At 63.6% G+C, this 21,545-nt stretch carries 27 protein-coding genes and 1 tRNA gene; 15 read left to right on the forward strand and 13 right to left on the reverse strand.

All coding sequences use genetic code 11. The features are described from left to right. Positions 1–75 precede the first annotated feature (75 nt). Positions 76–1,296, reverse strand: coding sequence for an NADP-dependent isocitrate dehydrogenase (locus FHY50_RS04145; protein WP_140047153.1), 1,221 nt, complete (start codon positions 1,294–1,296; stop codon positions 76–78). A gap of 155 nt (positions 1,297–1,451) precedes the next feature. On the opposite strand from FHY50_RS04145, the gene FHY50_RS04150 reads away from it, so the two are divergent. Together FHY50_RS04150 and FHY50_RS04155 are read left to right on the forward strand one after the other, a co-directional pair. Continuing rightward, positions 1,452–2,180, forward strand: a complete 729-nt coding sequence (locus FHY50_RS04150) for a phosphatidylserine decarboxylase (RefSeq protein WP_140047154.1) — start codon at positions 1,452–1,454, stop codon at positions 2,178–2,180. A 5-nt stretch (positions 2,181–2,185) separates the two neighbouring features. Further along, entirely contained in the window at positions 2,186–2,989 is an 804-nt protein-coding gene (locus FHY50_RS04155) for a CDP-alcohol phosphatidyltransferase family protein (protein WP_140047156.1), read from the forward strand. On the opposite strand, the gene FHY50_RS04160 is transcribed toward FHY50_RS04155, so the two are convergent. After that, on the reverse strand, positions 2,925–3,161 hold the full coding sequence (locus tag FHY50_RS04160) for a hypothetical protein (protein WP_140047158.1): 237 nt from the start codon (positions 3,159–3,161) through the stop codon (positions 2,925–2,927). The genes FHY50_RS04155 and FHY50_RS04160 overlap by 65 nt on opposite strands. A gap of 266 nt (positions 3,162–3,427) precedes the next feature. Between FHY50_RS04160 and rpsB the strand changes: the two genes are divergently transcribed. From rpsB to FHY50_RS04225, 13 genes are all read left to right on the forward strand, one after another. Continuing rightward, positions 3,428–4,273 (forward strand): 30S ribosomal protein S2, encoded by an 846-nt coding sequence (gene rpsB, locus FHY50_RS04165; protein ID WP_140047160.1) that lies wholly within the window; start codon positions 3,428–3,430, stop codon positions 4,271–4,273. A 96-nt stretch (positions 4,274–4,369) separates the two neighbouring features. Next, complete coding sequence (gene tsf / locus FHY50_RS04170; protein WP_140047162.1) at positions 4,370–5,302, forward strand: translation elongation factor Ts; 933 nt, start codon at positions 4,370–4,372, stop codon at positions 5,300–5,302. A 112-nt stretch (positions 5,303–5,414) separates the two neighbouring features. Further along, complete coding sequence (pyrH, locus tag FHY50_RS04175) at positions 5,415–6,149, forward strand: UMP kinase (RefSeq protein ID WP_140047164.1); 735 nt, start codon at positions 5,415–5,417, stop codon at positions 6,147–6,149. A 10-nt stretch (positions 6,150–6,159) separates the two neighbouring features. Further along, positions 6,160–6,717 (forward strand): ribosome recycling factor, encoded by a 558-nt coding sequence (gene frr, locus FHY50_RS04180; protein WP_140047166.1) that lies wholly within the window; start codon positions 6,160–6,162, stop codon positions 6,715–6,717. A gap of 5 nt (positions 6,718–6,722) precedes the next feature. Next, entirely contained in the window at positions 6,723–7,469 is a 747-nt protein-coding gene (locus FHY50_RS04185) for an isoprenyl transferase (protein WP_279588174.1), read from the forward strand. After that, positions 7,466–8,257: a phosphatidate cytidylyltransferase gene (locus FHY50_RS04190; RefSeq protein ID WP_140047168.1), complete on the forward strand. Its 792-nt coding sequence runs from the start codon at positions 7,466–7,468 to the stop codon at positions 8,255–8,257. The genes FHY50_RS04185 and FHY50_RS04190 overlap by 4 nt, the downstream gene beginning before the upstream one ends. After that, positions 8,254–9,411 carry a 1-deoxy-D-xylulose-5-phosphate reductoisomerase gene (locus FHY50_RS04195; protein ID WP_140047170.1) on the forward strand — a complete coding sequence of 386 codons (1,158 nt, stop codon included), beginning with the start codon at positions 8,254–8,256 and terminating at the stop codon, positions 9,409–9,411. Before FHY50_RS04190 ends, FHY50_RS04195 begins: the two co-directional genes overlap by 4 nt. Continuing rightward, positions 9,408–10,541: a M50 family metallopeptidase gene (locus FHY50_RS04200; RefSeq protein ID WP_140047171.1), complete on the forward strand. Its 1,134-nt coding sequence runs from the start codon at positions 9,408–9,410 to the stop codon at positions 10,539–10,541. The genes FHY50_RS04195 and FHY50_RS04200 overlap by 4 nt, the downstream gene beginning before the upstream one ends. Positions 10,542–10,605: 64 nt before the next feature. Beyond that, entirely contained in the window at positions 10,606–13,431 is a 2,826-nt protein-coding gene (gene bamA, locus FHY50_RS04205) for an outer membrane protein assembly factor BamA (protein WP_140047173.1), read from the forward strand. Next, positions 13,431–14,060 (forward strand): OmpH/Skp family outer membrane protein, encoded by a 630-nt coding sequence (locus FHY50_RS04210; protein ID WP_140047175.1) that lies wholly within the window; start codon positions 13,431–13,433, stop codon positions 14,058–14,060. The genes bamA and FHY50_RS04210 overlap by 1 nt, the downstream gene beginning before the upstream one ends. Continuing rightward, a complete protein-coding gene (gene fabZ / locus FHY50_RS04215) occupies positions 14,057–14,533 on the forward strand; it encodes a 3-hydroxyacyl-ACP dehydratase FabZ (protein ID WP_140047177.1) in 477 nt (158 codons plus the stop codon). The genes FHY50_RS04210 and fabZ overlap by 4 nt, the downstream gene beginning before the upstream one ends. 90 nt (positions 14,534–14,623) lie before the next feature. Further along, entirely contained in the window at positions 14,624–14,854 is a 231-nt protein-coding gene (gene rpmE / locus FHY50_RS04220; protein ID WP_140047178.1) for a 50S ribosomal protein L31, read from the forward strand. A gap of 61 nt (positions 14,855–14,915) precedes the next feature. Continuing rightward, the gene (locus tag FHY50_RS04225; protein WP_140047180.1) at positions 14,916–15,248 is read left to right on the forward strand and encodes a PilZ domain-containing protein; all 333 of its coding nucleotides are present in this window, start codon (positions 14,916–14,918) and stop codon (positions 15,246–15,248) included. Between the two features lie 11 nt (positions 15,249–15,259). On the opposite strand, the gene FHY50_RS04230 is transcribed toward FHY50_RS04225, so the two are convergent. From FHY50_RS04230 to FHY50_RS04275, 11 genes are all read right to left on the reverse strand, one after another. Beyond that, positions 15,260–15,349, reverse strand: a tRNA-Ser gene (locus FHY50_RS04230). A 61-nt stretch (positions 15,350–15,410) separates the two neighbouring features. Next, positions 15,411–16,523 carry a site-specific integrase gene (locus tag FHY50_RS04235; RefSeq protein ID WP_140047182.1) on the reverse strand — a complete coding sequence of 371 codons (1,113 nt, stop codon included), beginning with the start codon at positions 16,521–16,523 and terminating at the stop codon, positions 15,411–15,413. Positions 16,524–16,961: 438 nt separating this feature from the next. Next, complete coding sequence (locus tag FHY50_RS14520; protein ID WP_140047184.1) at positions 16,962–17,588, reverse strand: HNH endonuclease signature motif containing protein; 627 nt, start codon at positions 17,586–17,588, stop codon at positions 16,962–16,964. Further along, a complete protein-coding gene (locus FHY50_RS14135) occupies positions 17,578–17,745 on the reverse strand; it encodes a hypothetical protein (protein WP_166745495.1) in 168 nt (55 codons plus the stop codon). Before FHY50_RS14135 ends, FHY50_RS14520 begins: the two co-directional genes overlap by 11 nt. Before the next feature lie 181 nt (positions 17,746–17,926). Then, complete coding sequence (locus FHY50_RS04245) at positions 17,927–19,030, reverse strand: DHH family phosphoesterase (RefSeq protein ID WP_140047186.1); 1,104 nt, start codon at positions 19,028–19,030, stop codon at positions 17,927–17,929. Beyond that, positions 19,020–19,253, reverse strand: a complete 234-nt coding sequence (locus FHY50_RS04250) for a hypothetical protein (protein WP_140047188.1) — start codon at positions 19,251–19,253, stop codon at positions 19,020–19,022. Before FHY50_RS04250 ends, FHY50_RS04245 begins: the two co-directional genes overlap by 11 nt. Then, positions 19,220–19,699 (reverse strand): hypothetical protein, encoded by a 480-nt coding sequence (locus FHY50_RS04255; RefSeq protein ID WP_140047190.1) that lies wholly within the window; start codon positions 19,697–19,699, stop codon positions 19,220–19,222. Before FHY50_RS04255 ends, FHY50_RS04250 begins: the two co-directional genes overlap by 34 nt. A gap of 7 nt (positions 19,700–19,706) precedes the next feature. After that, positions 19,707–20,138: a hypothetical protein gene (locus FHY50_RS04260; RefSeq protein ID WP_140047192.1), complete on the reverse strand. Its 432-nt coding sequence runs from the start codon at positions 20,136–20,138 to the stop codon at positions 19,707–19,709. Continuing rightward, on the reverse strand, positions 20,135–20,533 hold the full coding sequence (locus FHY50_RS04265; protein ID WP_166745496.1) for a recombination protein NinB: 399 nt from the start codon (positions 20,531–20,533) through the stop codon (positions 20,135–20,137). Before FHY50_RS04265 ends, FHY50_RS04260 begins: the two co-directional genes overlap by 4 nt. After that, positions 20,520–20,924: a DUF968 domain-containing protein gene (locus FHY50_RS14540; protein WP_140047195.1), complete on the reverse strand. Its 405-nt coding sequence runs from the start codon at positions 20,922–20,924 to the stop codon at positions 20,520–20,522. The genes FHY50_RS04265 and FHY50_RS14540 overlap by 14 nt, the downstream gene beginning before the upstream one ends. Then, positions 20,924–21,544, reverse strand: coding sequence for a phage replication initiation protein, NGO0469 family (locus FHY50_RS04275; RefSeq protein ID WP_140047197.1), 621 nt, complete (start codon positions 21,542–21,544; stop codon positions 20,924–20,926). The genes FHY50_RS14540 and FHY50_RS04275 overlap by 1 nt, the downstream gene beginning before the upstream one ends. Between the last annotated feature and the right edge of the window lies 1 nt (position 21,545).

The raw sequence follows: 21,545 nt of genomic DNA on the forward strand, positions 1-21,545 counted from the left end.
CAGCGACCCGCTTGCGGCGATCCCCCTCCACCATGCCTTGCATGGTCCCCCTCCCCGTGCCGGGGAGGATATGGGTTACTTCCAGCTTCCCATCGCGGTTTCCAGGTTCACCCGGATCGCCTCGAAGAACTGCTCGGTCGTCATCCACGGCTGGTCCGGGCCGATCAGGATCGCCAGATCCTTAGTCATCGCGCCGCTCTCGACGGTCTCGACGCACACCCGCTCAAGCGTCTCGGCAAAGCGCGTGACATCCGGCGTCCCGTCGAACTTGCCGCGATATTTCAGGCCGCCGGTCCATGCGAAGATCGACGCGATCGGGTTGGTCGAGGTCGCCTTGCCCTGCTGGTGCTGGCGGTAATGCCGCGTCACCGTGCCATGCGCGGCCTCTGCCTCGATGGTCTTGCCGTCGGGAGTCATCAGCACCGACGTCATCAGGCCGAGCGAGCCGAAGCCCTGTGCGACCGTGTCCGACTGCACGTCGCCATCATAGTTCTTGCAGGCCCACACGAACTCGCCATGCCATTTGAGGGCGGAAGCGACCATGTCGTCGATCAGGCGGTGCTCATAGACGATGCCCAGTTCCTTGAATTGCGCGGCGAACTCGGCCTCGAACACTTCGGCGAAGATGTCCTTGAAGCGTCCGTCATACGCCTTCATGATCGTGTTCTTGGTCGACAGATACACCGGCCATTTCCGGTCGAGCCCGTAGTTTAGGCTTGCGCGCGCGAAGTCGCGGATCGAATCGTCGAGATTGTACATCGCCATCGCGACGCCCGGCGACGGGAAACGGAACACTTCCTCGTCGATCACCGTGCCGTCGTCACCTTCGAACACCAGTCGCAGCTTGCCGGGGCCGGGAACACGATAGTCGGTCGCGCGGTACTGGTCGCCGAACGCATGGCGACCGACGACGATCGGCTTGGTCCAGCCGGGCACCAGCCGCGGCACGTTCGAAATCACGATCGGCTCGCGAAACACCACCCCGCCCAGGATGTTGCGGATCGTACCGTTGGGCGATTTCCACATCTTCTTGAGGCTGAATTCCTCGACGCGCTGTTCGTCGGGCGTGATCGTCGCACATTTCACGCCGACGCCGTATTTCTGGATCGCCTTGGCGCTGTCGACGGTGATCTTGTCGTCGGTCTCGTCGCGCTTCTCCACGGAGAGGTCGTAATATTCGAGGTCGATGTCGAGATAGGGGAGGATCAGGCGCTCGCGGATCCATGCCCAGATGATCCGCGTCATTTCGTCGCCGTCGATCTCCACGACCGGCGTCTTCACCTTGATCTTCGCCATGTGTTCGCTTTCCTGGGGATTGGGGGAGGGTTGTCCCAGGCTCCTAAGCACATGCAGCCACGCGATCAACCGCTCGCAACCGCCTCCGCCCGATCCACTCTCTCTCGTGCCAAGCGCCGTTGTGTTGCCCCCGCGACACAGCTACATCCCTCGTCATGGCATCCTTAGAAAAGCCGACCGTCGGCACCTCGACGGTCAAGTGGCGCTTTCCCGGCATGCACCCGGAAGGCCGCAAATACGTCCTGATCGCGCTGGCGCTCACATTCCTGATGTGGCTGGTGCTGCCCGTCCTGACCTGGCCGATGCTGGGACTGACCGTCTGGGTAGCGGCGTTCTTTCGCGATCCGGTGCGCGTCACGCCCCAGGGCGACGACCTGATCGTCGCGCCCGCCGACGGGCTGGTGACGATGATCCAGCGCGTGCCGCTCCCGCCCGAGCTGGTCGGACCGGACGGTCTGGGCACCGAGCCGCTGATACGCGTGTCGATCTTCATGTCGGTGTTCGACGTCCATATCAACCGCACCCCCGTGCCGGGAACGATCCGTCAGGTCGTCTACATCTCGGGCAAATTCCTCAACGCCGATCTCGACAAGGCGAGCGACGAGAATGAGCGCCAGCACATCGTCGTTGAGGACAAGCACGGCCGCCGCGTCGGCTTCACCCAGATCGCCGGGCTGGTGGCGCGGCGTATCGTCGGGTTCGTCAAGCCGGGGGACATCGTCGCCACCGGCCAGCGCGTCGGCCTGATCCGCTTCGGCAGTCGCGTCGACGTCTTCCTTCCCGAGGGCTGCGAACCACAGGTGATTCTCGGCCAGCGCAGCATCGCCGGCGAAACCATCATCGGTCGGCCCGGTGTGTCCCGTCCCGCCGGCGTGACTCAGTAAAGCCGATGGCACTTGGCAGACGTGCGCGCATCGAGCGCGGCATCCCGCTGCGCGCGGTAGCGCCGAATGCGGTGACCGCAGCGGCCCTGTGCTCGGGGCTGACCGGCATCCGATTCGCGATCGCTGGCGATTGGGAGCGGGCCGCGCTGATGATCCTGATCGCCGCCGTTCTCGACGCGATGGACGGCAGTGTCGCGCGCATGGTCCGCGGCGAAAGCAAGTTCGGCGCCGAGCTCGATTCGCTGTCGGATGCGATATCGTTCGGCGTTTCGCCCGCGCTGATCATGTATCTCTGGGCATTGATGGCCGCGCCCAAGATCGGCTGGATCGTCGCCTTGCTCTACGCCGTCTTCACCGCTCTGCGGCTGGCTCGTTTCAACGCCCGCATCGACATCGCGGACCAGCCGCACAAATCGGCGGGTTTCCTCACCGGCGTGCCCGCTCCAGCAGGCGCCGGCATCGCGATGCTGCCTTTATATCTGTGGATCGCTACCGGAGAAGAAGTCTTCCGTTCGCCGTGGCTAGTCACGCCATGGGTCGCGCTGGCGGCGTTCCTGATGATCTCCAGCCTGGCGACCTATTCCTGGTCCTCGCTCAAGCTGCGTCGCACGATCCGGTTCGAAGCGATCGTCGTCGTGGTGATCCTCGCGGCTGCCCTGCTCAATGCCCCATGGCAGACCCTGTCGATCGTCACGCTCGCCTATCTCGCCACGATCCCGCTCAGCGTTCGCAGCTACGGCAAGGTCAAGCGGCTTCGCGCCAGATCCGCGGTCCCGCAAGCGAACTCGGACCCGCCTGCCGCAGCGTGATCCGGCGGCCGGGCACTGTCCGGATCGCCGCCATCTCGACCGCGCCGATCATCGGGCCGTGGCGGAGCAGGCGCACGATGCGATCGGCTTCCGGCCGAAGCGTGGCAACGATCACCGTCAGCGCGAACAGCCCGGCGAATGCAAACAGCATCATCGAAAGAGCAGCAATCATGGTCCCGAACCTCTTCAAAAAGTTACGGATTTATTAACGAACCCAGTCGCGGAAACGGCGCATCGCCGAATCGGTTCCGGGTTCCACTTACGAGCATCGTATGTTCCTTGTCCGTTCCGCTGTCAAGGGTTGATTCGGCGCAAACGTTGCGCTAACGCCCCGCGCTCAACCCACATGGGAAGCACATCACCCGGTGCCGCGGCCGCCTTTCAGGCGATCCCGCGGTCCTTCGCTTCCCAGAGGAACAACCGGAAAGGAACTTCTCTATGGCGGCACCAGTCGTCTCGATGCAGCAGCTCATCGAATCGGGCGCGCATTTCGGACACCAGACGCATCGCTGGAACCCGAAGATGAAACCGTACATCTTTGGCGACCGCAACGGCATCCACATCCTCGACCTTTCGCAGACCGTGCCGCTGTTCGCGCGCGCGCTCGAATTCGTGTCGGCCTCGGTCGCATCGGGCGGCAAGGTGCTGTTCGTCGGCACCAAGCGCCAGGCGCAGGAGCCGATCGCGGAGGCGGCACGCCGGTCGAACCAGCATTTCGTCAACCATCGCTGGCTGGGCGGCATGCTCACCAACTGGAAGACCATTTCGGGCTCGATCAAGCGTCTGAAGGCGCTCGAAGAGCAACTGTCGGGCGACACTACCGGCCTGACCAAGAAGGAAGTCCTCCAGCTCACGCGCGAAAAGGACAAGCTCGACATGTCGCTCGGCGGCATTCGCGATCTGAACGGCATCCCCGACATCATGTTCGTGATCGACGCCAACAAGGAAGAGCTGGCGATCAAGGAAGCCAACACGCTCGGAATTCCGGTCGTGGCGATCCTCGATTCGAACGTCTCGCCCGACGGCATCGCGTTTCCGGTGCCGGCGAACGACGACGCCGCCCGCGCGATCCGGCTCTATTGCGAGGCGATCGCCATTGCGGCGACGCGCGGCAACAATGAACAGGCGATGCGCGGTCAGGACTTCGGTGCGATGGCCGAACCCCCGGTCGAACCCGCGCTCGAGACGGCAGCAGTCACGACCGACGCCGCAGCCGCGGCCGATGTCGAAACCGCCACGGCCGATGCCGATACTGCGGGAAGCGATCGCCCGGTCGACGCCTGACCGCCCGCGCGCTTCGGCGCGTCACCGATTTGTCATCCGGGCGGGGCAGGGCGTGATGCGCTTCCCCGCCCAAAAGCATAGTCAAAGGAACCGAAAATGGCCGAGATCACTGCCGCTGCGGTGAAGGATCTGCGCGAGCGCTCCGGCGCTGGCATGATGGATTGCAAGAAGGCGCTGACCGAGAATGGCGGCGACATGGAAGCCGCCATCGACTGGCTGCGCACCAAGGGGCTTGCCGCCGCCGCCAAGAAGTCGAGCCGTACCGCGGCCGAGGGTCTGGTGGGGATCGCCGTCGCCGGCACCAAGGGCGCTGCGATCGAGGTCAATTCCGAAACCGATTTTGTCGCGAAGAACGACCAGTTCCAGGCGTTCGTCCGCGACGTGACCAATCTCGCGCTTGCGCAGGGTGACGACATGGACACGCTCAAGGCGGCAAAGATGCCTTCGGGCAAGACCGTCGAGGAAGCGCTGACCAACAACATCGCCACCATCGGCGAGAACCAGTCGCTCCGCCGGGTGCGCCAGCTGTCGGTGAGCCAGGGCGCGGTGATCCCGTACGTTCACAACCAGGCGTCGCCGGGTCTTGGCAAGATCGGCGTTCTGGTCGCGCTCGAGAGCTCCGCGGGCGTCGACGTGCTTGAGCCGCTCGGCAAGCAGATCGCGATGCACATCGCTGCGGCATTCCCGCTGGCGCTCGACGAAAATGGCCTTGATCAGGACGTGATCGAGCGCGAGCGTGCGATCGCGACCGAAAAGGCCAGCGAGAGCGGCAAGCCCGCCGACATCATCGCCAAGATGGTCGAAGGCTCGGTCAAGAAGTTCGCCAAGGAGAATGCACTGCTCAGCCAGCCAATCGTGATGGACGGCAAGACCCCGGTCGCCGACGTGGTCGCCAAGGCGGCGAAGGACGCCGGTGCCGAGATTGCGCTGGTCGATTACGTCCGCTTCCAGCTCGGCGAAGGCATCGAGAAGGAAGAAAGCGATTTTGCCGCCGAGGTCGCAGCGACTGCAGGCATCAACAAGCCCTGATCGCCTGGGCACCGGATCGCCGCATCGGCGTCCGGTGTAACAGGTTGGCAATGCGGCGCGGTCCTTCTAAGGTCCGCGCCGTTTTGGTGCTCCCTCCGACCTTCTGGATTGCATGACCGTCGTTCCGCGTTTCAATCGTATTCTGCTCAAGCTGTCGGGCGAGGTCCTGATGGGATCGGGCCAGTTCGGCATCGATCCCGACACCTGCGATCGCGTCGCCCGCGAAGTGAAGGGCGTTACCGACACCGGCCTTCAGGTGTGCATGGTGGTCGGCGGCGGAAACATCTTTCGCGGTCTTGCCGGCGCAGCCCAGGGCTTCGACCGCGCGAGCGCCGACTACATGGGCATGCTCGCCACGGTGATGAACGCGCTTGCCATGCAGAACGCGCTGGAAAAGACCGGGGTTCAGACCCGCGTCCAGTCGGCGATCCCGATGGCCAGCGTGTGCGAACCCTATATCCGTCGCCGCGCAGAGCGGCATATGGAAAAGGGCCGCGTCGTGATCTTTGCCGCGGGCACCGGCCTGCCGTTCTTCACCACCGACACCACCGCCGCGCTGCGTGCCGCCGAAATGGGCTGCGACGCGCTGTTCAAGGGGACCAGCGTCGACGGTGTCTATGACGCCGATCCCAAGAAGGTCGCGGATGCCAAGCGCTACGATACGCTGACCTTCGATCGCGTCCTCGCCGACAATCTGCGCGTGATGGACGCAAGCGCCGTCGCCTTGTGCCGCGACAATCACATCCCGATCGTCGTCTTCAATATCCGTGAGGAAGGCAACCTCGCCGCCGTGCTGCGCGGTGAAGGCGTTTCGACGATCGTCCAGAACACCAACGACAAGCACTAGGGGAGCCGACATGGCCGCATATGACAAGGCCGATCTCGAACGCCGCATGGCGGGCGCCGTGGAATCGCTCAAGGGCGATCTTTCGGGCCTGCGTACCGGTCGCGCATCGACGTCGCTGCTCGATCCGGTCACGGTCGAGGTGTACGGTGCCAACATGCCGCTCAACCAGCTTGCCACCGTTTCGGCGCCCGAGCCGCGGATGCTGAGCGTGCAGGTGTGGGACAAGAGCAATGTCGGCCCGGTGGACAAGGCGATCCGTTCGGCAGGGCTGGGGCTCAATCCGATCGTCGATGGCCAGAATCTGCGCCTCCCGATCCCCGATTTGACCGAGGAACGGCGCAAGGAACTCGCCAAGCTTGCCAGCCAATATGCGGAAAAGGCACGTATCGCCGCGCGCAACGTCCGCCGTGACGGGATGGACGGGCTCAAGACCGACGAGAAGAAGGGCGTCTATTCCGAGGATGAGCGCAAGCGGCACGAGACCGAGGTGCAGAAGCTGACCGACGCCACGATCGCCGATATCGACGCCGCAGCCAGTGCCAAGGAAAAGGAAATCCTGGGCAAGTGACCGCATTGGCCGCGCCCACGTCGGCGCCCGATCCGGGGCAGGGCCTGGGGAAGACGGGCATCCCGCGGCACGTCGCCATCATCATGGACGGCAATGGTCGCTGGGCGCATGCGCGCGCGCTGCCGCGCATCGCCGGGCACAAGCAGGGGGTCGAGGCGGTGCGCCGCGTTGCCCGCGCCGCGCGTGACATCGGCATCGATGTGCTGACGCTCTATGCCTTCTCGTCCGAGAACTGGCGCCGACCGGCCGAGGAGGTCGGCGACCTGATGGGGCTGCTGCGGCTGTTCCTCAAAAACGAAGTCGACGATCTGATCCGCGAGAATGTGCGTCTGCGCGTCATCGGCGACTATCGCGCGCTGTCGGACGATCTGGTGCGGATGATCGACACCGCCATCGTGCGCACCGCGGACAATAGTGGTCCGCGGCTGGTAATCGCGCTCAATTACGGCGCGCAGGCGGAGATCGCCGCCGCCGCGCGCCATCTCGCCCGCGAAGTCGAGCAGGGCAGCCGCGCCGCCGACACCATCGACGAAGCTGCGATCGAAGGCGCATTGGCGACTCGCGACCTGCCGCCGCTCGACCTGTTGATCCGCACTTCGGGCGAGCAGCGTCTCTCCAATTTCCTGCTGTGGCAGGCGGCCTATGCCGAGCTCGCCTTTGTCGACACGCTTTGGCCGGACTTCGACGAAGCCACGCTGCGCGGGGCAGTCGCCGATTTCGGTCGCCGCCAGCGCCGGTTCGGTGGTCTGTGACACCCGATCAAGCCGCACAGCGCAAGGCCGACCTCAATCAGCGCCTGGCCGTCGGCGGCGCCTTGCTCGCCGTGGCGGCGGCGGCGATCGCGATCGGGGGCATCCTGTTCTGGCTGCTGGTCGTGATCGGTGCGCTGGTGATGATGGCCGAATGGGCCGACATGCTGCGCGTCGATCGCAAGGCCAAGCGCATCGCGCTGTTCGCGCTGTCGGTGCCGCTGGCGATCCTCGCCCCGATCGCGTCCGGCGCCAGCTTTTTCGCGCTCGGCCTGGTCGTCGCCGCAGCAGTGTTCGTCGCGACGATCACCCGGCGCGGCGATCTGGCGCGCGGCGTGCTGTATGTCGGGCTGCCGGCATTGGCGATCGTGTTCATCCGCGGGCTCGAAGACGGCCTGTTCCTGTCGCTTTGGGCGATGGGCCTGGTATGGGCGTGCGACACCGCTGCCTTTTTCGTCGGACGCTCGGTCGGCGGCCCCAAATTCGCGCCGCGGATCAGCCCCAACAAGACCTGGTCGGGGTTCGTCGGTGGCGTATTCGCCGCGGCGGTGCTCGGCGGGGTGATGATGCACTATGGCCTATCCCCGTGGCTTGCGGTGGCGACGCCGTTCCTGGCGGTCGTGTCGGCGCTCGGCGATCTCTACGAAAGCTGGCTCAAGCGGCAGGCGGGGATCAAGGATTCGGGCACCCTGCTGCCCGGTCATGGCGGCATGCTCGATCGGCTCGACGGGCTGGTGCCGGTCGCGCCGCTCGCCGCGCTGGCGATCCTGATGGTACAGGTCGCGGCATGAAGCGCGTGACGATCCTTGGCGCCACCGGATCGGTCGGCAGCTCGACGCTCGACCTGATCGAGCGCGATCCGGGCGCATTCGACGTCGTCGCGCTCACCGCCAATTGCGACGTCGCCAAGTTGGCCCAGGCGGCGATCCGCACCGCTGCGAAGGTCGCGGTGGTCGCAGATCGATCCTGCCTTGCCGCGCTCGAAGCCGCGCTGGCGGGGACCGGGATCGAGGCGTGGGGCGGCGCCGACGCCGTATGCGACGCTGCCCGCTTGCCGACCGACTGGACCATGGCCGCGATCGTCGGCACTGCCGGACTGCGGCCGGTGATGGCGGCGATCGAGGCGGGCGGCGCGGTTGCGCTGGCCAACAAGGAAGCGCTGGTCTCCGCCGGGTCGGTGATGACCGCGGCGGCGCAGCGCAGCGGCACCATGATCCTGCCGGTCGACAGCGAGCATAACGCGGTGTTCCAGTGCTTCGACTTCGCGCGGCCCGGCGGGGTCCGCCGCGTGATCCTTACCGCAAGTGGCGGGCCGTTCCGCGAGCGCAGCCTGGCCGACATGCGCGGCATCACGCCGCAGCAGGCGGTCGCCCATCCCAACTGGTCGATGGGCGCCAAGATTTCGGTCGATTCGGCGACGATGATGAACAAGGGGCTCGAACTGATCGAGGCGTTCCACCTGTTCCCGATCGCCGCCGATCAGCTTGACATCCTCGTCCACCGCCAGTCGGTGATCCATTCGATGGTCGAATATGTCGACGGTTCCGTGCTCGCGCAGCTCGGCGCGCCCGACATGCGGACACCGATCGCCCACGCGCTGGCGTGGCCCGATCGCATGGCCACGCCTGTCGATGCGCTTGATCTGGCGCGCATCGGCCGGCTCGATTTCGAGCAAGCCGATCCGGTACGCTTCCCGGCGCTCGGGCTGGCCCGCGCTGCGCTGGCTGCAGGCGGTGCCAGACCTGCGGTCCTCAACGCCGCCAACGAGGTTGCCGTCGCGGCGTTTCTCGAGGGGCGCGTCGGCTTCCTCGAAATTGCCGCAATCGTCGCCGATACGCTGGAGCGCTATGCCCCGGATGCGCCGGACAGCCTCGACGCGGTGCTCGCGATCGACGCAGAGGCGCGCCGACATGCGGGCGAGCGAGTGAAGGATTGCGTGCATTGACCGAAAATCCCGGACTGCTGCTATCGGTTCTCGCCTTCGCCTTGCTGATCGGACCGTTGGTGTTCGTGCACGAAATGGGCCATTATCTCGCCGGCCGGTGGTTCGGGGTGAAGGCTGAGGAATTCGCGGTCGGCTTCGGGCGCGAGATCGCCGGGTTCACCGACCGCCGCGGCACGCGCTGGAAATTCGGCTGGCTGCCGATGGGCGGCTATGTCCGCTTCGCCGGCGACATGAACCCTGCCAGCCAGCCTGATCCGGAATGGCTGGCGCTACCGGCCGACCAGCGCGCCCGAACCTTTCAGGCAAAGCCCCTGTGGCAGCGCGCGATCATCGTTGCGGCGGGCCCATTCGTGAACCTCGCGCTGGCAGTGTTGATCCTCGGCGGCTTCGCGGTCGCCTATGGCGCGAGCAGCACGCCGCCGGTAGTCGGAGGGATCGCCGAGGGTGGCGCCGCGGCGAGCGCGAGTCTGGCCGAGGGCGATCGGATCGCCGCGCTGGGCGGTCGGACCGTCGAGACATTCGACGATATCGTGAACTATGTCCAACTACGGCCGGACGAAACCGTCCGTGTGGATATTGTCCGCGACGGGGTTCCTCGCGCGTTGGACCTGACGATCGGCGTCGAGCGCCAGGCGGATCGCTTCGGCAACGAATATCGCATCGGCCGCCTGGGCATTACCCGAGCCGCAGCGGAACGCCGTCCGGTCGGGCTGCTTGAAGCGCCATTGGTCGGAATCCAACGCACCGGCGACATCATCACGATGATGGTCGAGACATTGACCCAGATCGTGACTGGGCGTCGCTCGCTCGACGAACTGGGGGGCCCCCTGCGCATTGCCGAAGCTTCCGGACAGGCTCTGTCGCTGGGCTGGCCGGAGTTCGTGACGCTGATCGCGCTGATCTCCATTAATCTGGGATTCATCAACCTGTTGCCAGTCCCGATGCTGGATGGCGGGCATCTGCTATTCTATGCGGTCGAGGCGATCCAGCGAAAGCCTGTCGATCCGCGTGTCATGGATTGGGCGTTCCGGGGAGGGCTGGCGGCGCTGCTCGCGCTGATGTTCTTCGTGACGATTAACGATCTCGGCGCATTTGGCGTATGGCGAGGCCTCGCCGGGTTGATCGGCTGACACGGTTAGGGCAGGGGCGAGCCGGCCCGATTTGGGCTCGCCGGGTTTTCGGTATTTGGGGTAGATGGTGACCGCGATCAATATTTCCAGACTCGGCGGAGGCGCAGCGACGCTGCTGCTCGCGACGACCATGTTGTCCGGCCTGGCACATGCCCAGACGAGCGAGACCGCCCCGGCGAATGCCGATCCTGCGGTAACTTCCGACGCCCCGCCGGCCACGCCCGTCGCCGCCACGCCTGCTACCAGCGCGGCTTCGCCCGCATCGCAGGAAGCTGCGCCGGTGGTTCCCCAGCGCACGATCCGCTCGCTGCGCGTCGAAGGATCGCAGCGCATCGAACCCGAAACGGTACTGTCGTACACCAAGCTGCGCGTCGGCCAGCCCTACAGCAACGAAACGCTCGACCAGGCGCTCAAGGACGTGCTCGCGTCCGACTTGCTGGCGACCGCAGAGATCGCCGGCGTCGAGACCGGCGACATCATCATCCGCATCCAGGAAAACCCGATCATCAACCGCGTCATCCTGGAAGGGAACAAGCGGCTGAAGAACGACAAGATCCTGCCCGAGATCAAGCTCGCCCCGCGCCAGATCTTCACGCGTACCGCCGTTCGCGCCGACGTCGCGCGCATCGTCGAGCTGTACCGCCGCCAGGGCCGCTTCGCTGCGGTGGTCGAGCCAAAGCAGGTGGCGCTCGACCAGAACCGCGTCGATGTCGTGTTCGAGATCACCGAGGGGCCCAAGTCCAAGGTCCGACAGATCAACATCATCGGCAACGAGCTGTTCTCCGACGATGACCTGCGCGAACAGATGGCGACCAAGCAGGCGCGCTGGTTCCGCTTCTTCAGTTCGAACACCAGTTACGACCAGGATCGCCTGGCCTATGACCAGCAGAAGCTGCGGCAGTTCTACCTGACCGAAGGCTATGCCGATTTCCGCGTGATATCCGCGGTGGCCGAGCTGACCCCGGACAAGGAAGACTTCATCATCACCTATGTCGTGGAGGAGGGGCCCCGCTATAAGTTCGGTGAGGTCACCGTCGAAAGCGCGATCCGAGACTTCAATGGCGAGGCGCTGGCCAAGGCGGTTCCGGTCAAGGAAGGCGAGTGGTTCAACGCCCAGCTCGTCGAGGATTCGGTCGATCAGCTGAGCGAGACTGCCGGCCTGTTCGGCTATGCCGCGGCGGACATCACGCCCGACTATATCCCCGACCGCGAAGCGCTGACCATGGGGATCGCCTTCTCGATCGGCGAGGCGAACCGCACCTATGTCGAGCGCATCGACATTACCGGCAACACGCAGACGCAGGATAAGGTGATCCGGCGCGAGCTGCGCATCGCCGAGGGCGACGCGTTCAACTCGTTCCTGGTGCGCCGTTCGCAGGATCGCATCAATTCGCTCGGCTATTTCCAGGACAAGTTCGAGATCGAACAGCAGGAAGGCTCGTCCCCCGATCGCGTCGTGCTGCTCGCCAATGTCGAGGAACGCTCGACCGGCGAGCTGTCGCTTTCGGCGGGCTTTTCCAGCCTCGAGCGGTTCATCATCCAGGCGTCGATCCGCCAGCGCAACTTCCGCGGCAAGGGTCAGGACGCCCAGGTCTCGGTCAATTATTCGACCTATTCCAAGTCGATCGAGGCGAGCTTTACCGAGCCGTATCTGTTCGACAAGAACATCGCGCTCGGCGGCACGCTATTCCGGCGCGATTACAACTCGTTCAACTTCATCGGCCAGGATCGCAACACCACCTATCAGCAGGTATCGACCGGCGGGCAGCTCAGTACCGGCATCCCGCTCACCGAATATTGGACCGTGTCGGGCCGCTATCGCCTCAGCCAGGACAATGTCTCGCTCGACGAAGCGACCTTCTTCACCAACGGCGTGTGCGATCCGCTCAAGGCCGGGCGCTATCTGTGCGAAGCGATCGGCGATCGGCTGACCTCGCTGGTCGGTACCTCGCTGATCTACGACAGCCTCAACAGCCGCCTGCGTCCCAGCGCGGGTCAGCGCGTCGTCGTCGGCACCGACTTTGCCGGACTGGGTGGCGACGTTCGCTATGTGCGCGCGACCTTCGACGCCGACAAATACTGGAATGTCGGCAGCGGCTTCATCTTCTCGCTCGGCGCCGAGGGCGGATATATCCACTCGCTTGAGGAAAGCCGCGGCCCCGGCATCGACAAGGTGCGCATCGTCGATCGCTTCTATCTTGGCGAACCGCAGTTCCGCGGCTTCGACATTCGCGGCGTCGGGCCACGCGTGCAGCGTATCCCGTTCACCCAGGATGCCGACGGCAACACGATCCTGGTCACCGATCGCGACCAGATCATCGATGACGCGCTGGGTGGCCGCGCCTATTATCTCGCCAAGGCCGAGCTGGAAATTCCGCTGGGTGCAGGTGCGCAGGAACTGGGGCTGCGGCCATCCGTGTTCGTTCAGGCCGGCGCGCTGTTCGGCATCACCGAACCGCGCAGGACGGTCGACTTCGAACAGGCCACCGACGCCACCGGCAATCTGCTGTTCAACGTGGATGGCTCGCCGACGCTGCTGGCGCTGAGCACCCCGGTCAACACAACCGATGGGCTGCCGCTGTATGTCAACGAATATACCAGCGACGCCGGGGCCGAACTCACGCGCCTGACAACCTGCGCTTCGGGGTATGCCGACACCTATGGCGGCACCTGTTCGGGAACCGCCGACAATGACCGCGCCGTCAACACGACGCAGCCGTTCTTCGAACGCTTCGTCGGCAATTCGGCGAAGCCACGCATCACCGTCGGCATCGGCGTCAACTGGAACTCGCCGTTCGGACCGCTGCGCATCGATCTCGCCAAGGACATCATATCGGTCGAGGGCGACGATCCCAAGCTCTTCACTTTCAACGTAGGGACTGCATTCTGATGACGATTTCCAAGACGCTTCTCGCCGCACTGCTGGTTGCGCCCGCAGCGCTGCCGATGGCCGCTGCCGCGCAAACGCTGCCCGACGTAAAGGTCGCGGTGGTCGATTCCGACCGCATCTTCCGCACCTGCACCGCATGCGTCGCGGCCAATGCGCAGTTGCAGCAGCAGCAGCAGACGCTGCGCACCAGCGCACAGCAGCTTGCGACCCCGCTCCAGACCGAAGGCCAGGCGATCCAGGCCGCAGTTCAGGCCGCACGCGGCAATCCCGATGCGGCGCTCCAGACGCGCATTACCGCGTTCGAACAGCGCCAGCAGACCGCGCAGCAGCAGATCGCCACGCAGGAGCAGACGCTGCAGCGCAATGCTGCCTATGTCCGCCAGCAGATCGGTCAGCGCATGGGCCCGATCATCACCCAGATCGCGCAGCAGCGCGGCGCCACGCTTGCGCTCGACAAGCAGAGCACCTTCTTCAACGCACCTGCGCTCGAGATCACCGACGCGGTGCTGGCGTCGCTCAACTCGGCGCTGCCCAGCGTCAGCGTGACCGCGCCTGCGCCACAGCAGCCTGCAGCCGGCACCGCGCCTGCCGCCGCTGCCCCGACGACCCCGGCCCCACAGGGCCGATGATCGAGACCGGCGACGAGGGCCGGGTGCTCGGCCCGCTGGACATCCAGCGGGTCATGGCAGCGCTTCCGCATCGCTATCCGATGCTGCTGGTCGACCGCGTCGAGGAACTGCACCTCGACCGGTCGATCGCCGCGATCAAGGCGGTGACGATCAACGAAGGGTTCTTCCAGGGTCATTTCCCGGGCCGTCCGATCATGCCGGGCGTATTGATCGTCGAGGCGATGGCGCAGGCCGCGGGCATCCTGGCGGTCGAGTCGCTCGGGCTCGCCGGATCGGGCAAGCTCGTCTATTTCATGGCGATCGACGATGCCAAATTCCGCAAGCCGGTCGAACCCGGCGTCCTGCTGCGGCTCGAGGTCGAGTTCGTGCAGAAGCGCTCGAGCGTGTGCAAGTTCGCCGGCCGCGCGCTGATCGACGGCCAGCTCGCGGCGCAGGCGAATTTCACCGCGATGATCGCCGATCCACCCGCCTGAGCGCGGACGCTTGCATCTATCGGGCGGCGCGTGTACCGCGCCGCCTTTCTCCGGCTGGTCGGAAACCAGCCACTATTGGAGCCTATAGCCGTGAAAAAGAACATCCATCCCGACTATCACATGATCAAGATCCAGATGACCGACGGCAGCACGTTCGAAACGCGCTCGACCTGGGGCAAGGAAGGCGATCTGATGACGCTCGACATCGATCCGCTCGCGCATCCGGCATGGACCGGTGGCACGGGTCGCCTGCTCGACGCCGGCGGCCAGGTCGCACGCTTCAATAAGCGGTTCGGCGGGCTTTCGCTCGGCAAGAAGTAAGCAACGTCACGGCGAAATGGTGTTAACGCGCCGTTAGCCGCGCGGGCCTATTCCGATCTGCATGCTCGCAGGTCGGACCTTTTCCCTTCCCGCAGAATTCGAACCCGCCGTTCTGCCGGTCGGTCGCCGTGCTCCGCGCGCGCCGGTTTCGCTTGACGCGAAGCTGGGCCGCGGCGGCCTCGACCGAACCTTGTGCCGCGTTACCGACCTGTCGCCGCACGGCGCGCGCATTCAGACCTATTCGATGCTGCGCGCGGGATCGACGATCTGGCTGACGCTGCCTGGCGGGGCTCCGATATCCGCCCACATCGCGTGGGCCGACGACTATGCCGCAGGGCTCGCTTTCGACGATGCGCTGCCAGACGGACAGTTTGAAGCGCTCGCTCACGGCTGAGCGAGAGCGCGTGGCGGAGAGGGTGGGATTCGAACCCACGGTGAGCTTGCACCCACGGCGGTTTTCAAGACCGCTGCAATCGACCTCTCTGCCACCTCTCCAAACTCTAGCATTTCTGCCAATTCCCTCGCTATATCACACTCGAAACCGCTGCAACAGTACCTATATTTGTGCCGACCCTCTTTTTGCTGCTTCCTGCGTCTCAGGGGTCAGGTAGTCCAGATATTGCTCAGTCTGCCGGATCGATCCGTGGCCGAGCGCCTTTTGCAGAATGTAGATCGAACCGCCGCTTTCGAGATACCGAATCGCGTACTCATGCCGCAGATCGTGGAACGTCATGGCGGTGATCGTTCGGCCGTCTCGCTGTGCCATGCTTTGTGCCCGGATGACGATCTCGCGCCACATCTCGGTCGCGCGCTTGTACGGTCCACCATTGCGGGTGTTGAACACATATTGCGATCCGGGCAGCCTCGGTTGCTTCTCGACCAGCAGCCGCGCGAGGGGCAATAGTTGCACCGTGCGCGGAGTGCGGTTCTTGGTATCGGTGAAGCTGATCCGGCCATCACGGACCTGATCCCAACGCAATTGGACCAGCTCGTCCTTGCGAGCGCCGGTCAGCAATGCGACCCGCGCCAGATCCCCGAACGTGCCGGGCGCGCGGGAAAAGAACGCCTCGATGTCGCCGAACGGCGGGCGGACGTAGCGCAGCCGAAATTCCTTGCGGGCCTTCTTGGGCAGCAGCGACACGGCGTTGATGTCCGGCCAGCCCTCCAGGTCCTTGACGTGGTTCGATATGCTGGACAACACGGACAGATAGCGGTTGATCGTCGCGACCCCGCTTTTGCGCTCGCGCCGCTGCTGGATGAACCGGCTCAATTCGCCGCGATCGACTTCATCCCAATAGAGCGACCCGAAATGCTCGATGATGCCCCCGGCGCTGTTCAGCAGCTTGGCATAGCCTACGCGGGTCTTGGGCTTCCACTGCCCGGCATCCATCCACAGTTGCAGGGCCTCCGCGAAGGTGTGTCGGGTCGTGCCGAAATACGGCGACCGTTCGGCGAGGAAGGCTTTCAAGCGGCGCTCAGCTTCTCGGCGACTAGTCGTTTTAAGTGACTTACGCTGCTCGCGGCCGTTGACGGTGATGCGAGCGTAAAAGACACCGTCCCTCTGATAGAGGTTTGACGGCTGCCGCTTGCCGCTTCCTTTGCCCGCACCCATGCCCGCAACCTTTGTCTGTCGAATGTCCAGCGCCGGCCTAGTTTGGCCGCGCCCCATATTTCACCGCGCGCCGACATGCTTTGCAAGGTACGCTCGGGCAGGCCCGTTATCATGCGTGCCTCGTCTATCATGACGCGCTCGGGCTGTGTCACTGACACGCCTCCAGCTTGTACCGCCGAGCCCAGACAGGCTCCCAAGCAGCCGCACCAGACGCCACCAGAGCGCAGCCGACATCCTGACCGCTAGGTAAGGTGCAGCGTGCCACCACGCGCTCCCACGACTTCCCCACCGGTTCACAGCGCAATGTCTGGCGGTGCAGCAGCTTCGTTGCTATCGCCTTTGCCTGTGCAGGGGGCATGACGGGACAGACAGCGCCGGTGCGGCATGATCCGTCGCGCTCGCGGGCGTTGATCGCACCAATTCTCAGAGCCGTGCCTGAGCAAATGATGGTATCCGCATCGACAATGCGCTCAACGACGCAGCCAAAATCAGCTATCATTTCGGCCTCCGGATGGCAGCGCAACCAGACTGTTGCCGCTCAACGACTAACCCGATCATGCGGCGCTGTGCCGACTGTGACCGAACAATAGGCCCGCCGGTAAGATGCGCCCAATTCGATCCTTGGCGAATCCTTAGAACCGTGGACAGGTTGACGCCGTAGCTGTTGGCGATATCCGAAGGCAAATCACCAGCCAGTAGGCGGTCCTTGATGTTAAGAACGTCGATATTGGTTAGTTTATTGCGCCCCATCCCTTCACCGACCCGGCGCAACTTACGAATTGAGTCCTGAGTATTCTCCTTTGGGGTTCCTGGCCAAATATGTTTGGGGTTGCAACACGATGGGTTGTCACACGAGTGGCAAGCAAAAAGCTCCGAGGGCATTGGACCATTTGCCATTTGCCATGCAACTCGTGGTGAAGACGAACCGTAGAACCGGCCATAACCTCGAACTTGACTACCACCAGTCCACGGCCAACATTTGCCGATGCCTTGCATATCTACCTTTGACCAAAATAGGCACAAGCGGCTACAATGTTTGCTGGCAGCGTTGGTATAAGTGAAATCTGCTTCACAGAAAGCACAGGCGCGCTGCCGAGGTTTGGAGACACCCTTACCCATCATTCGTCTCTGCGTTCAGCTTTGCTACAATCGCCAGCGCCCCACGCATGAAAGGGCCGTCATCCTGCTCGCCTTCGCGGACCTGGCGGATGAACTCTTGGTTATCGTGCGTGCGCTCAAGATCGTCGGCAACGGTCGCGCGGGTTTGCTCGCGGGTCATGGACGAGGCTCCAATTTGGGAAGGTCGCGATCGCCCATTAACGCCACAATCGTCACACCGAATACAGCGCACACTATCACGCGACTATCGGGCGAAGCCGGCAAATAACCGCCGATGCGTTCGATAACGATCATGATTATGTTCGTCGTCACGCAAGCGATGCAGAACAAGCGACTGTTGCTCACTTCCCGCCCTCCCGCTGTACGAGGGCTAGGATTGCGTCGGCGGCGGCTTGCGCGCCGCCAGTGTTCGCGGCCCCATGATCCGCTTCTTGCTGTGTTTCGACGGCATCCGCCACCTTCGCGCACATCTCAATCGTTGCAGCGACCGCAGCCGCTACATCCTGGGATGCGAGGGCTTCCGAAAAACCTGCCGCGTTGCGATGGCCACCGCCGCCCCATAGCGCAGCAATCTCCGACACGTCCTGCCGATCATCTCGGCTGCGAAGGCTCCACATGCGCTTGTTGTGCGAGTCGTAGAACATTGCGGCGAACGGGGCGGCGGGATGCTTGTCGAGCAGCGCGTGTCCGACCTCGCTTGCGAACATCGGCGGGCAGTTCACCACGATTGGTGAATGCTCAGCCATAGCTCTAACGTGCGCAAACGATGCGATTTCCTCGACCTTGGCGTCGAAGAACCGCTGCATTGCCTGCGCCTCGTTCATTATCCGATCGCAGTCCCGAGCATCGTTCAACTGTTGATCCAGCAACTCGAACCGGTAGAAATCGAATGGCTCCGAGCGCAGCCAAAGCGAGAAAGGTTTCGTGTCCTCGTATTGGAAGCGCCAAAGGTCACGATCTTCAACGAGTTCGATCAGGCGAGGCGCGTCCGCGTCGTGGCAGAACTCCCACGCGAGGCGCGCACCCGACTTCCCCATGTCGAAGATTGCTGCAATCGGTTGACCAATGTGGTCGTCGTTATGACGAACCGACTTCATCGGATCATCGCCAGCCCAAAAGTCACCAGCAACGTCGTCGATAGTCCAATCCGCCAGTTCAGCAGCCGCTGTTTTGTGGTGATCCAGTACGATAACCGAGCGGGCTTTTTGCCCCATTGAACGCAGGACATCGCGCTTGTAGCTGAAATCGACGATCAGCACGTTCAGACCATCGACTTGCGGCGGTTCCTCGCCGTAATTGGCTGGTACGTAGCGGCACTGATCGCGCCAACGCATCCAGCACGCCCACGCTGCGGCAAAACCGTCTGCGCAATGGCCGTGATAGATCACCAAGTCCGGCGTATAGTTCTGCTCCACCGTCACCGGTGCTTGTGCTTCAGTCGTCATTGCGGGCCTCGTTGAGTAGATGGTTGCGGAGTGGACGCGGGCGGTATGTCGCGAGCGCCTTTTCGCGCCGTCGTTGCATTTCTTCTGGCGTGCATCTGGCGCCGTACTTGGCGAAGCAGGTATCGCCGTCGATCCGGGCTTTGCACCACGCGCAGTAGCGCCGTTGCAAAAACCGACGTTGGCCTTTCGTCAGCTTCGCCACCTCTGCCACGTCAGCCGACATGATCGGTGTCCTTGGCAGGCCGGGTCGCGCTCAAGGATGCGCAGGCCACCGGCGGTGCGTCGCTTGAGCAATCGCCACCCAGCGGCCACAAAGCAGAACCCCGGATGGCTACCCCGGATCGCTTCCTGATCCACGAAGGTGTAGTGCCGCGCACCAGGCCAGACGAAATCAGCAACGGCGTCAGCCTGTCGGACAAGCTCGGACGATAGGATCGGCCCTTCGTTGCGGAAGAACGCGCAGTTGACCCCTCGCTCGCCGCTATCGTCGATGAAGCGACGCCAAACAAATCCAGCGTCGGCGCGATCGGTGCGTAGGACGATGCACTCGCCGGGGCCGACGAACTGCAATCGTTCGCGGCCGTCCGCATAGTGGTAGCAGCTGTAATGCCGCTCATAGAGGGCAACGAGCGACCGATCGCCGTCTTTGGTGATGTACCAGTGTGGCATGGCAGGCTCACTTCCCCGCCTCCTGTGCATGGGGAGGGGATAGAAGGGCGCTGAGGACATCGTACACGCCGCGTCGCTTCGAACTATGGTCAATCATCGGCGCGGCGAGCGCTATGCTTACACCCAATTCCAGCGCCGCAATCCGCGCATCCTTCGCCTCTATCTCAGCGAGTAGGGGAGCGGTGGATGCGATGCGGTGACGGGCGACGATTTGAACAAGCGGGTGGCAATCAAGCATGTTCTTGAGGACATACTCTTTGTCATTGCCCCATCCGCCAGTGCCGAGATATTCCGCAGCCGCCTCCCGATCGCACTGTTCCACGATTACCGTGTCTGCATTTACGTTCGTCACAGGGTTGTCCTTTCTGGAGGGGCGGGGCAGTCGGAGGGCACCGCCCAGCCCCTCCTTTCGCTCAGCATTGTGCTGGCGGTTGTTCATGCTGCGCGCTCGACAGGCTCGGACCATCGAACGTCGTTCTTCGCGCCAAACTGGTAGAGAAGCTCGACCAAGCCACTGAATTGCTCGACCGTAAGCGTGGACGATCGCAGCCCGACCGGGAAAAGCCCTTGGCCCTCAAGCGCTGGTAGGAAGCGCAACTCTTCCCCGAGCGCGTTCAGGAACCGCAGCTTGATATCGTCGAGCGTGTAGGTGGCGAAGCCTTCGACCTGGCGCTGGATATCTCCGAGCATGGGCCAGAGCTTACGGTTCTGAGCATCCCGGCGCGTCTCTGCACCGAGCTTCATCACCCAGCCCAAAGGCGCTGCGTCGATCAGCTGCTTGGCGTAGGCGCGCTGTGTGTCGCCGACGATGCGGACCTGTTCAGCCTTGGCCATTGCCAGCCTCCCATTTTGCTCGACCCGGCCAGAGCCGCCAGTATTCGCTCGCGATCTGAACGGCATTGAAGCCGTATTTTAGTTCGAACGATCGCCATCCGGCGCGCTGGCGGAAGGTGCCAATCTTGCCGCCTTGTTCGTCATGGTGACGCTGGCAGAGAGGCAGAGCGAACCGGTCGCTCGCCTTGGTCTGCATCCCCTTGTCGCCAGCGTGATCGACGTGGGCAGCTTCGACAGGCGAGCGCCGGGGTATATCCGCCAAGCCGCACCCGCCTGCGCGGTGTCCGTCCAAATAGCAGGACCGACCGCGTAGCCATTGCAGATAGCGGGGAGCCGACTTTTCAGGCGGACGGCCAGCATTCTGCTTACGAGGGGCGACGTTGATGCCCATCAGAACGGCACGTCGTCGTCGAGTTCGTTGTTCCGCCAGCTATCCGGATCGTTGGCATCCGTCTTGCCGGTCGGGATAACTTGCCCTTCTATCTTCTCGCGAAGCCATTTCGGCAGATCGTTGAAGGTGCCCTGATTGTCGGGGTCGTAAAGGATCGCTCCATTCTCGACCTGGAGCTTCTCCATGTTTTTGGGCAGTCCGCCGATCGCGCCGATGTTGGCGTAGGTCTTGCCTTCTTTGTGATTGTGGACGATCGAAATAGTCGCCCCGACGCCGAGCAGCTTTGAAATGTCAAAGCCTTTCAATTCGGCTTCGGTGAAAGCCCGGCCCCGCCACGATTGAAGGTCTTTGCGAAGGTTTGCCTTTTCGCCAAGCGATGCCGTGTAGGTCTTGCCGATGACAACCGGACCTTCGCGCTTCACGTTGTCGGCATCGGTCCATTCCGTGCGTTCGGCAGGAATCTGCCAGCGGATGTAGATTTGATCCTTGAGGCTTTCGACGCCCTGATAGGACGTGCGCTGCTTACCGAGATCGACCACCATGTCACAGACGCCGAAATGGGTTCCTTCGGGCGCCGGGGTGAAATCACCCCCGCCGCTATCGGATACGATCAATGCCATG

Source organism: Sphingomonas japonica, assembly GCF_006346325.1.
Classification (GTDB): Bacteria; Pseudomonadota; Alphaproteobacteria; order Sphingomonadales; family Sphingomonadaceae; genus Sphingomonas; species Sphingomonas japonica.

Coding starts and splice junctions, on each gene's coding strand:
- FHY50_RS04145 (WP_140047153.1), bottom strand. CDS start 1,296: ATGGCGAAGATCAAGGTGAAGACGCCGGTCGTGGAGATCGACGGCGAC.
- FHY50_RS04150 (WP_140047154.1), top strand. CDS start 1,452: ATGGCATCCTTAGAAAAGCCGACCGTCGGCACCTCGACGGTCAAGTGG.
- FHY50_RS04155 (WP_140047156.1), top strand. CDS start 2,186: ATGGCACTTGGCAGACGTGCGCGCATCGAGCGCGGCATCCCGCTGCGC.
- FHY50_RS04160 (WP_140047158.1), bottom strand. CDS start 3,161: ATGATTGCTGCTCTTTCGATGATGCTGTTTGCATTCGCCGGGCTGTTC.
- rpsB (WP_140047160.1), top strand. CDS start 3,428: ATGGCGGCACCAGTCGTCTCGATGCAGCAGCTCATCGAATCGGGCGCG.
- tsf (WP_140047162.1), top strand. CDS start 4,370: ATGGCCGAGATCACTGCCGCTGCGGTGAAGGATCTGCGCGAGCGCTCC.
- pyrH (WP_140047164.1), top strand. CDS start 5,415: ATGACCGTCGTTCCGCGTTTCAATCGTATTCTGCTCAAGCTGTCGGGC.
- frr (WP_140047166.1), top strand. CDS start 6,160: ATGGCCGCATATGACAAGGCCGATCTCGAACGCCGCATGGCGGGCGCC.
- FHY50_RS04195 (WP_140047170.1), top strand. CDS start 8,254: ATGAAGCGCGTGACGATCCTTGGCGCCACCGGATCGGTCGGCAGCTCG.
- bamA (WP_140047173.1), top strand. CDS start 10,606: ATGGTGACCGCGATCAATATTTCCAGACTCGGCGGAGGCGCAGCGACG.
- FHY50_RS04210 (WP_140047175.1), top strand. CDS start 13,431: ATGACGATTTCCAAGACGCTTCTCGCCGCACTGCTGGTTGCGCCCGCA.
- fabZ (WP_140047177.1), top strand. CDS start 14,057: ATGATCGAGACCGGCGACGAGGGCCGGGTGCTCGGCCCGCTGGACATC.
- FHY50_RS04225 (WP_140047180.1), top strand. CDS start 14,916: ATGCTCGCAGGTCGGACCTTTTCCCTTCCCGCAGAATTCGAACCCGCC.
- FHY50_RS04235 (WP_140047182.1), bottom strand. CDS start 16,523: ATGGGGCGCGGCCAAACTAGGCCGGCGCTGGACATTCGACAGACAAAG.
- FHY50_RS14520 (WP_140047184.1), bottom strand. CDS start 17,588: ATGATGGGTAAGGGTGTCTCCAAACCTCGGCAGCGCGCCTGTGCTTTC.
- FHY50_RS14135 (WP_166745495.1), bottom strand. CDS start 17,745: ATGACCCGCGAGCAAACCCGCGCGACCGTTGCCGACGATCTTGAGCGC.
- FHY50_RS04245 (WP_140047186.1), bottom strand. CDS start 19,030: ATGACGACTGAAGCACAAGCACCGGTGACGGTGGAGCAGAACTATACG.
- FHY50_RS04250 (WP_140047188.1), bottom strand. CDS start 19,253: ATGTCGGCTGACGTGGCAGAGGTGGCGAAGCTGACGAAAGGCCAACGT.
- FHY50_RS04255 (WP_140047190.1), bottom strand. CDS start 19,699: ATGCCACACTGGTACATCACCAAAGACGGCGATCGGTCGCTCGTTGCC.
- FHY50_RS04260 (WP_140047192.1), bottom strand. CDS start 20,138: ATGAACAACCGCCAGCACAATGCTGAGCGAAAGGAGGGGCTGGGCGGT.
- FHY50_RS04265 (WP_166745496.1), bottom strand. CDS start 20,533: ATGGCCAAGGCTGAACAGGTCCGCATCGTCGGCGACACACAGCGCGCC.
- FHY50_RS14540 (WP_140047195.1), bottom strand. CDS start 20,924: ATGGGCATCAACGTCGCCCCTCGTAAGCAGAATGCTGGCCGTCCGCCT.
- FHY50_RS04275 (WP_140047197.1), bottom strand. CDS start 21,544: ATGGCATTGATCGTATCCGATAGCGGCGGGGGTGATTTCACCCCGGCG.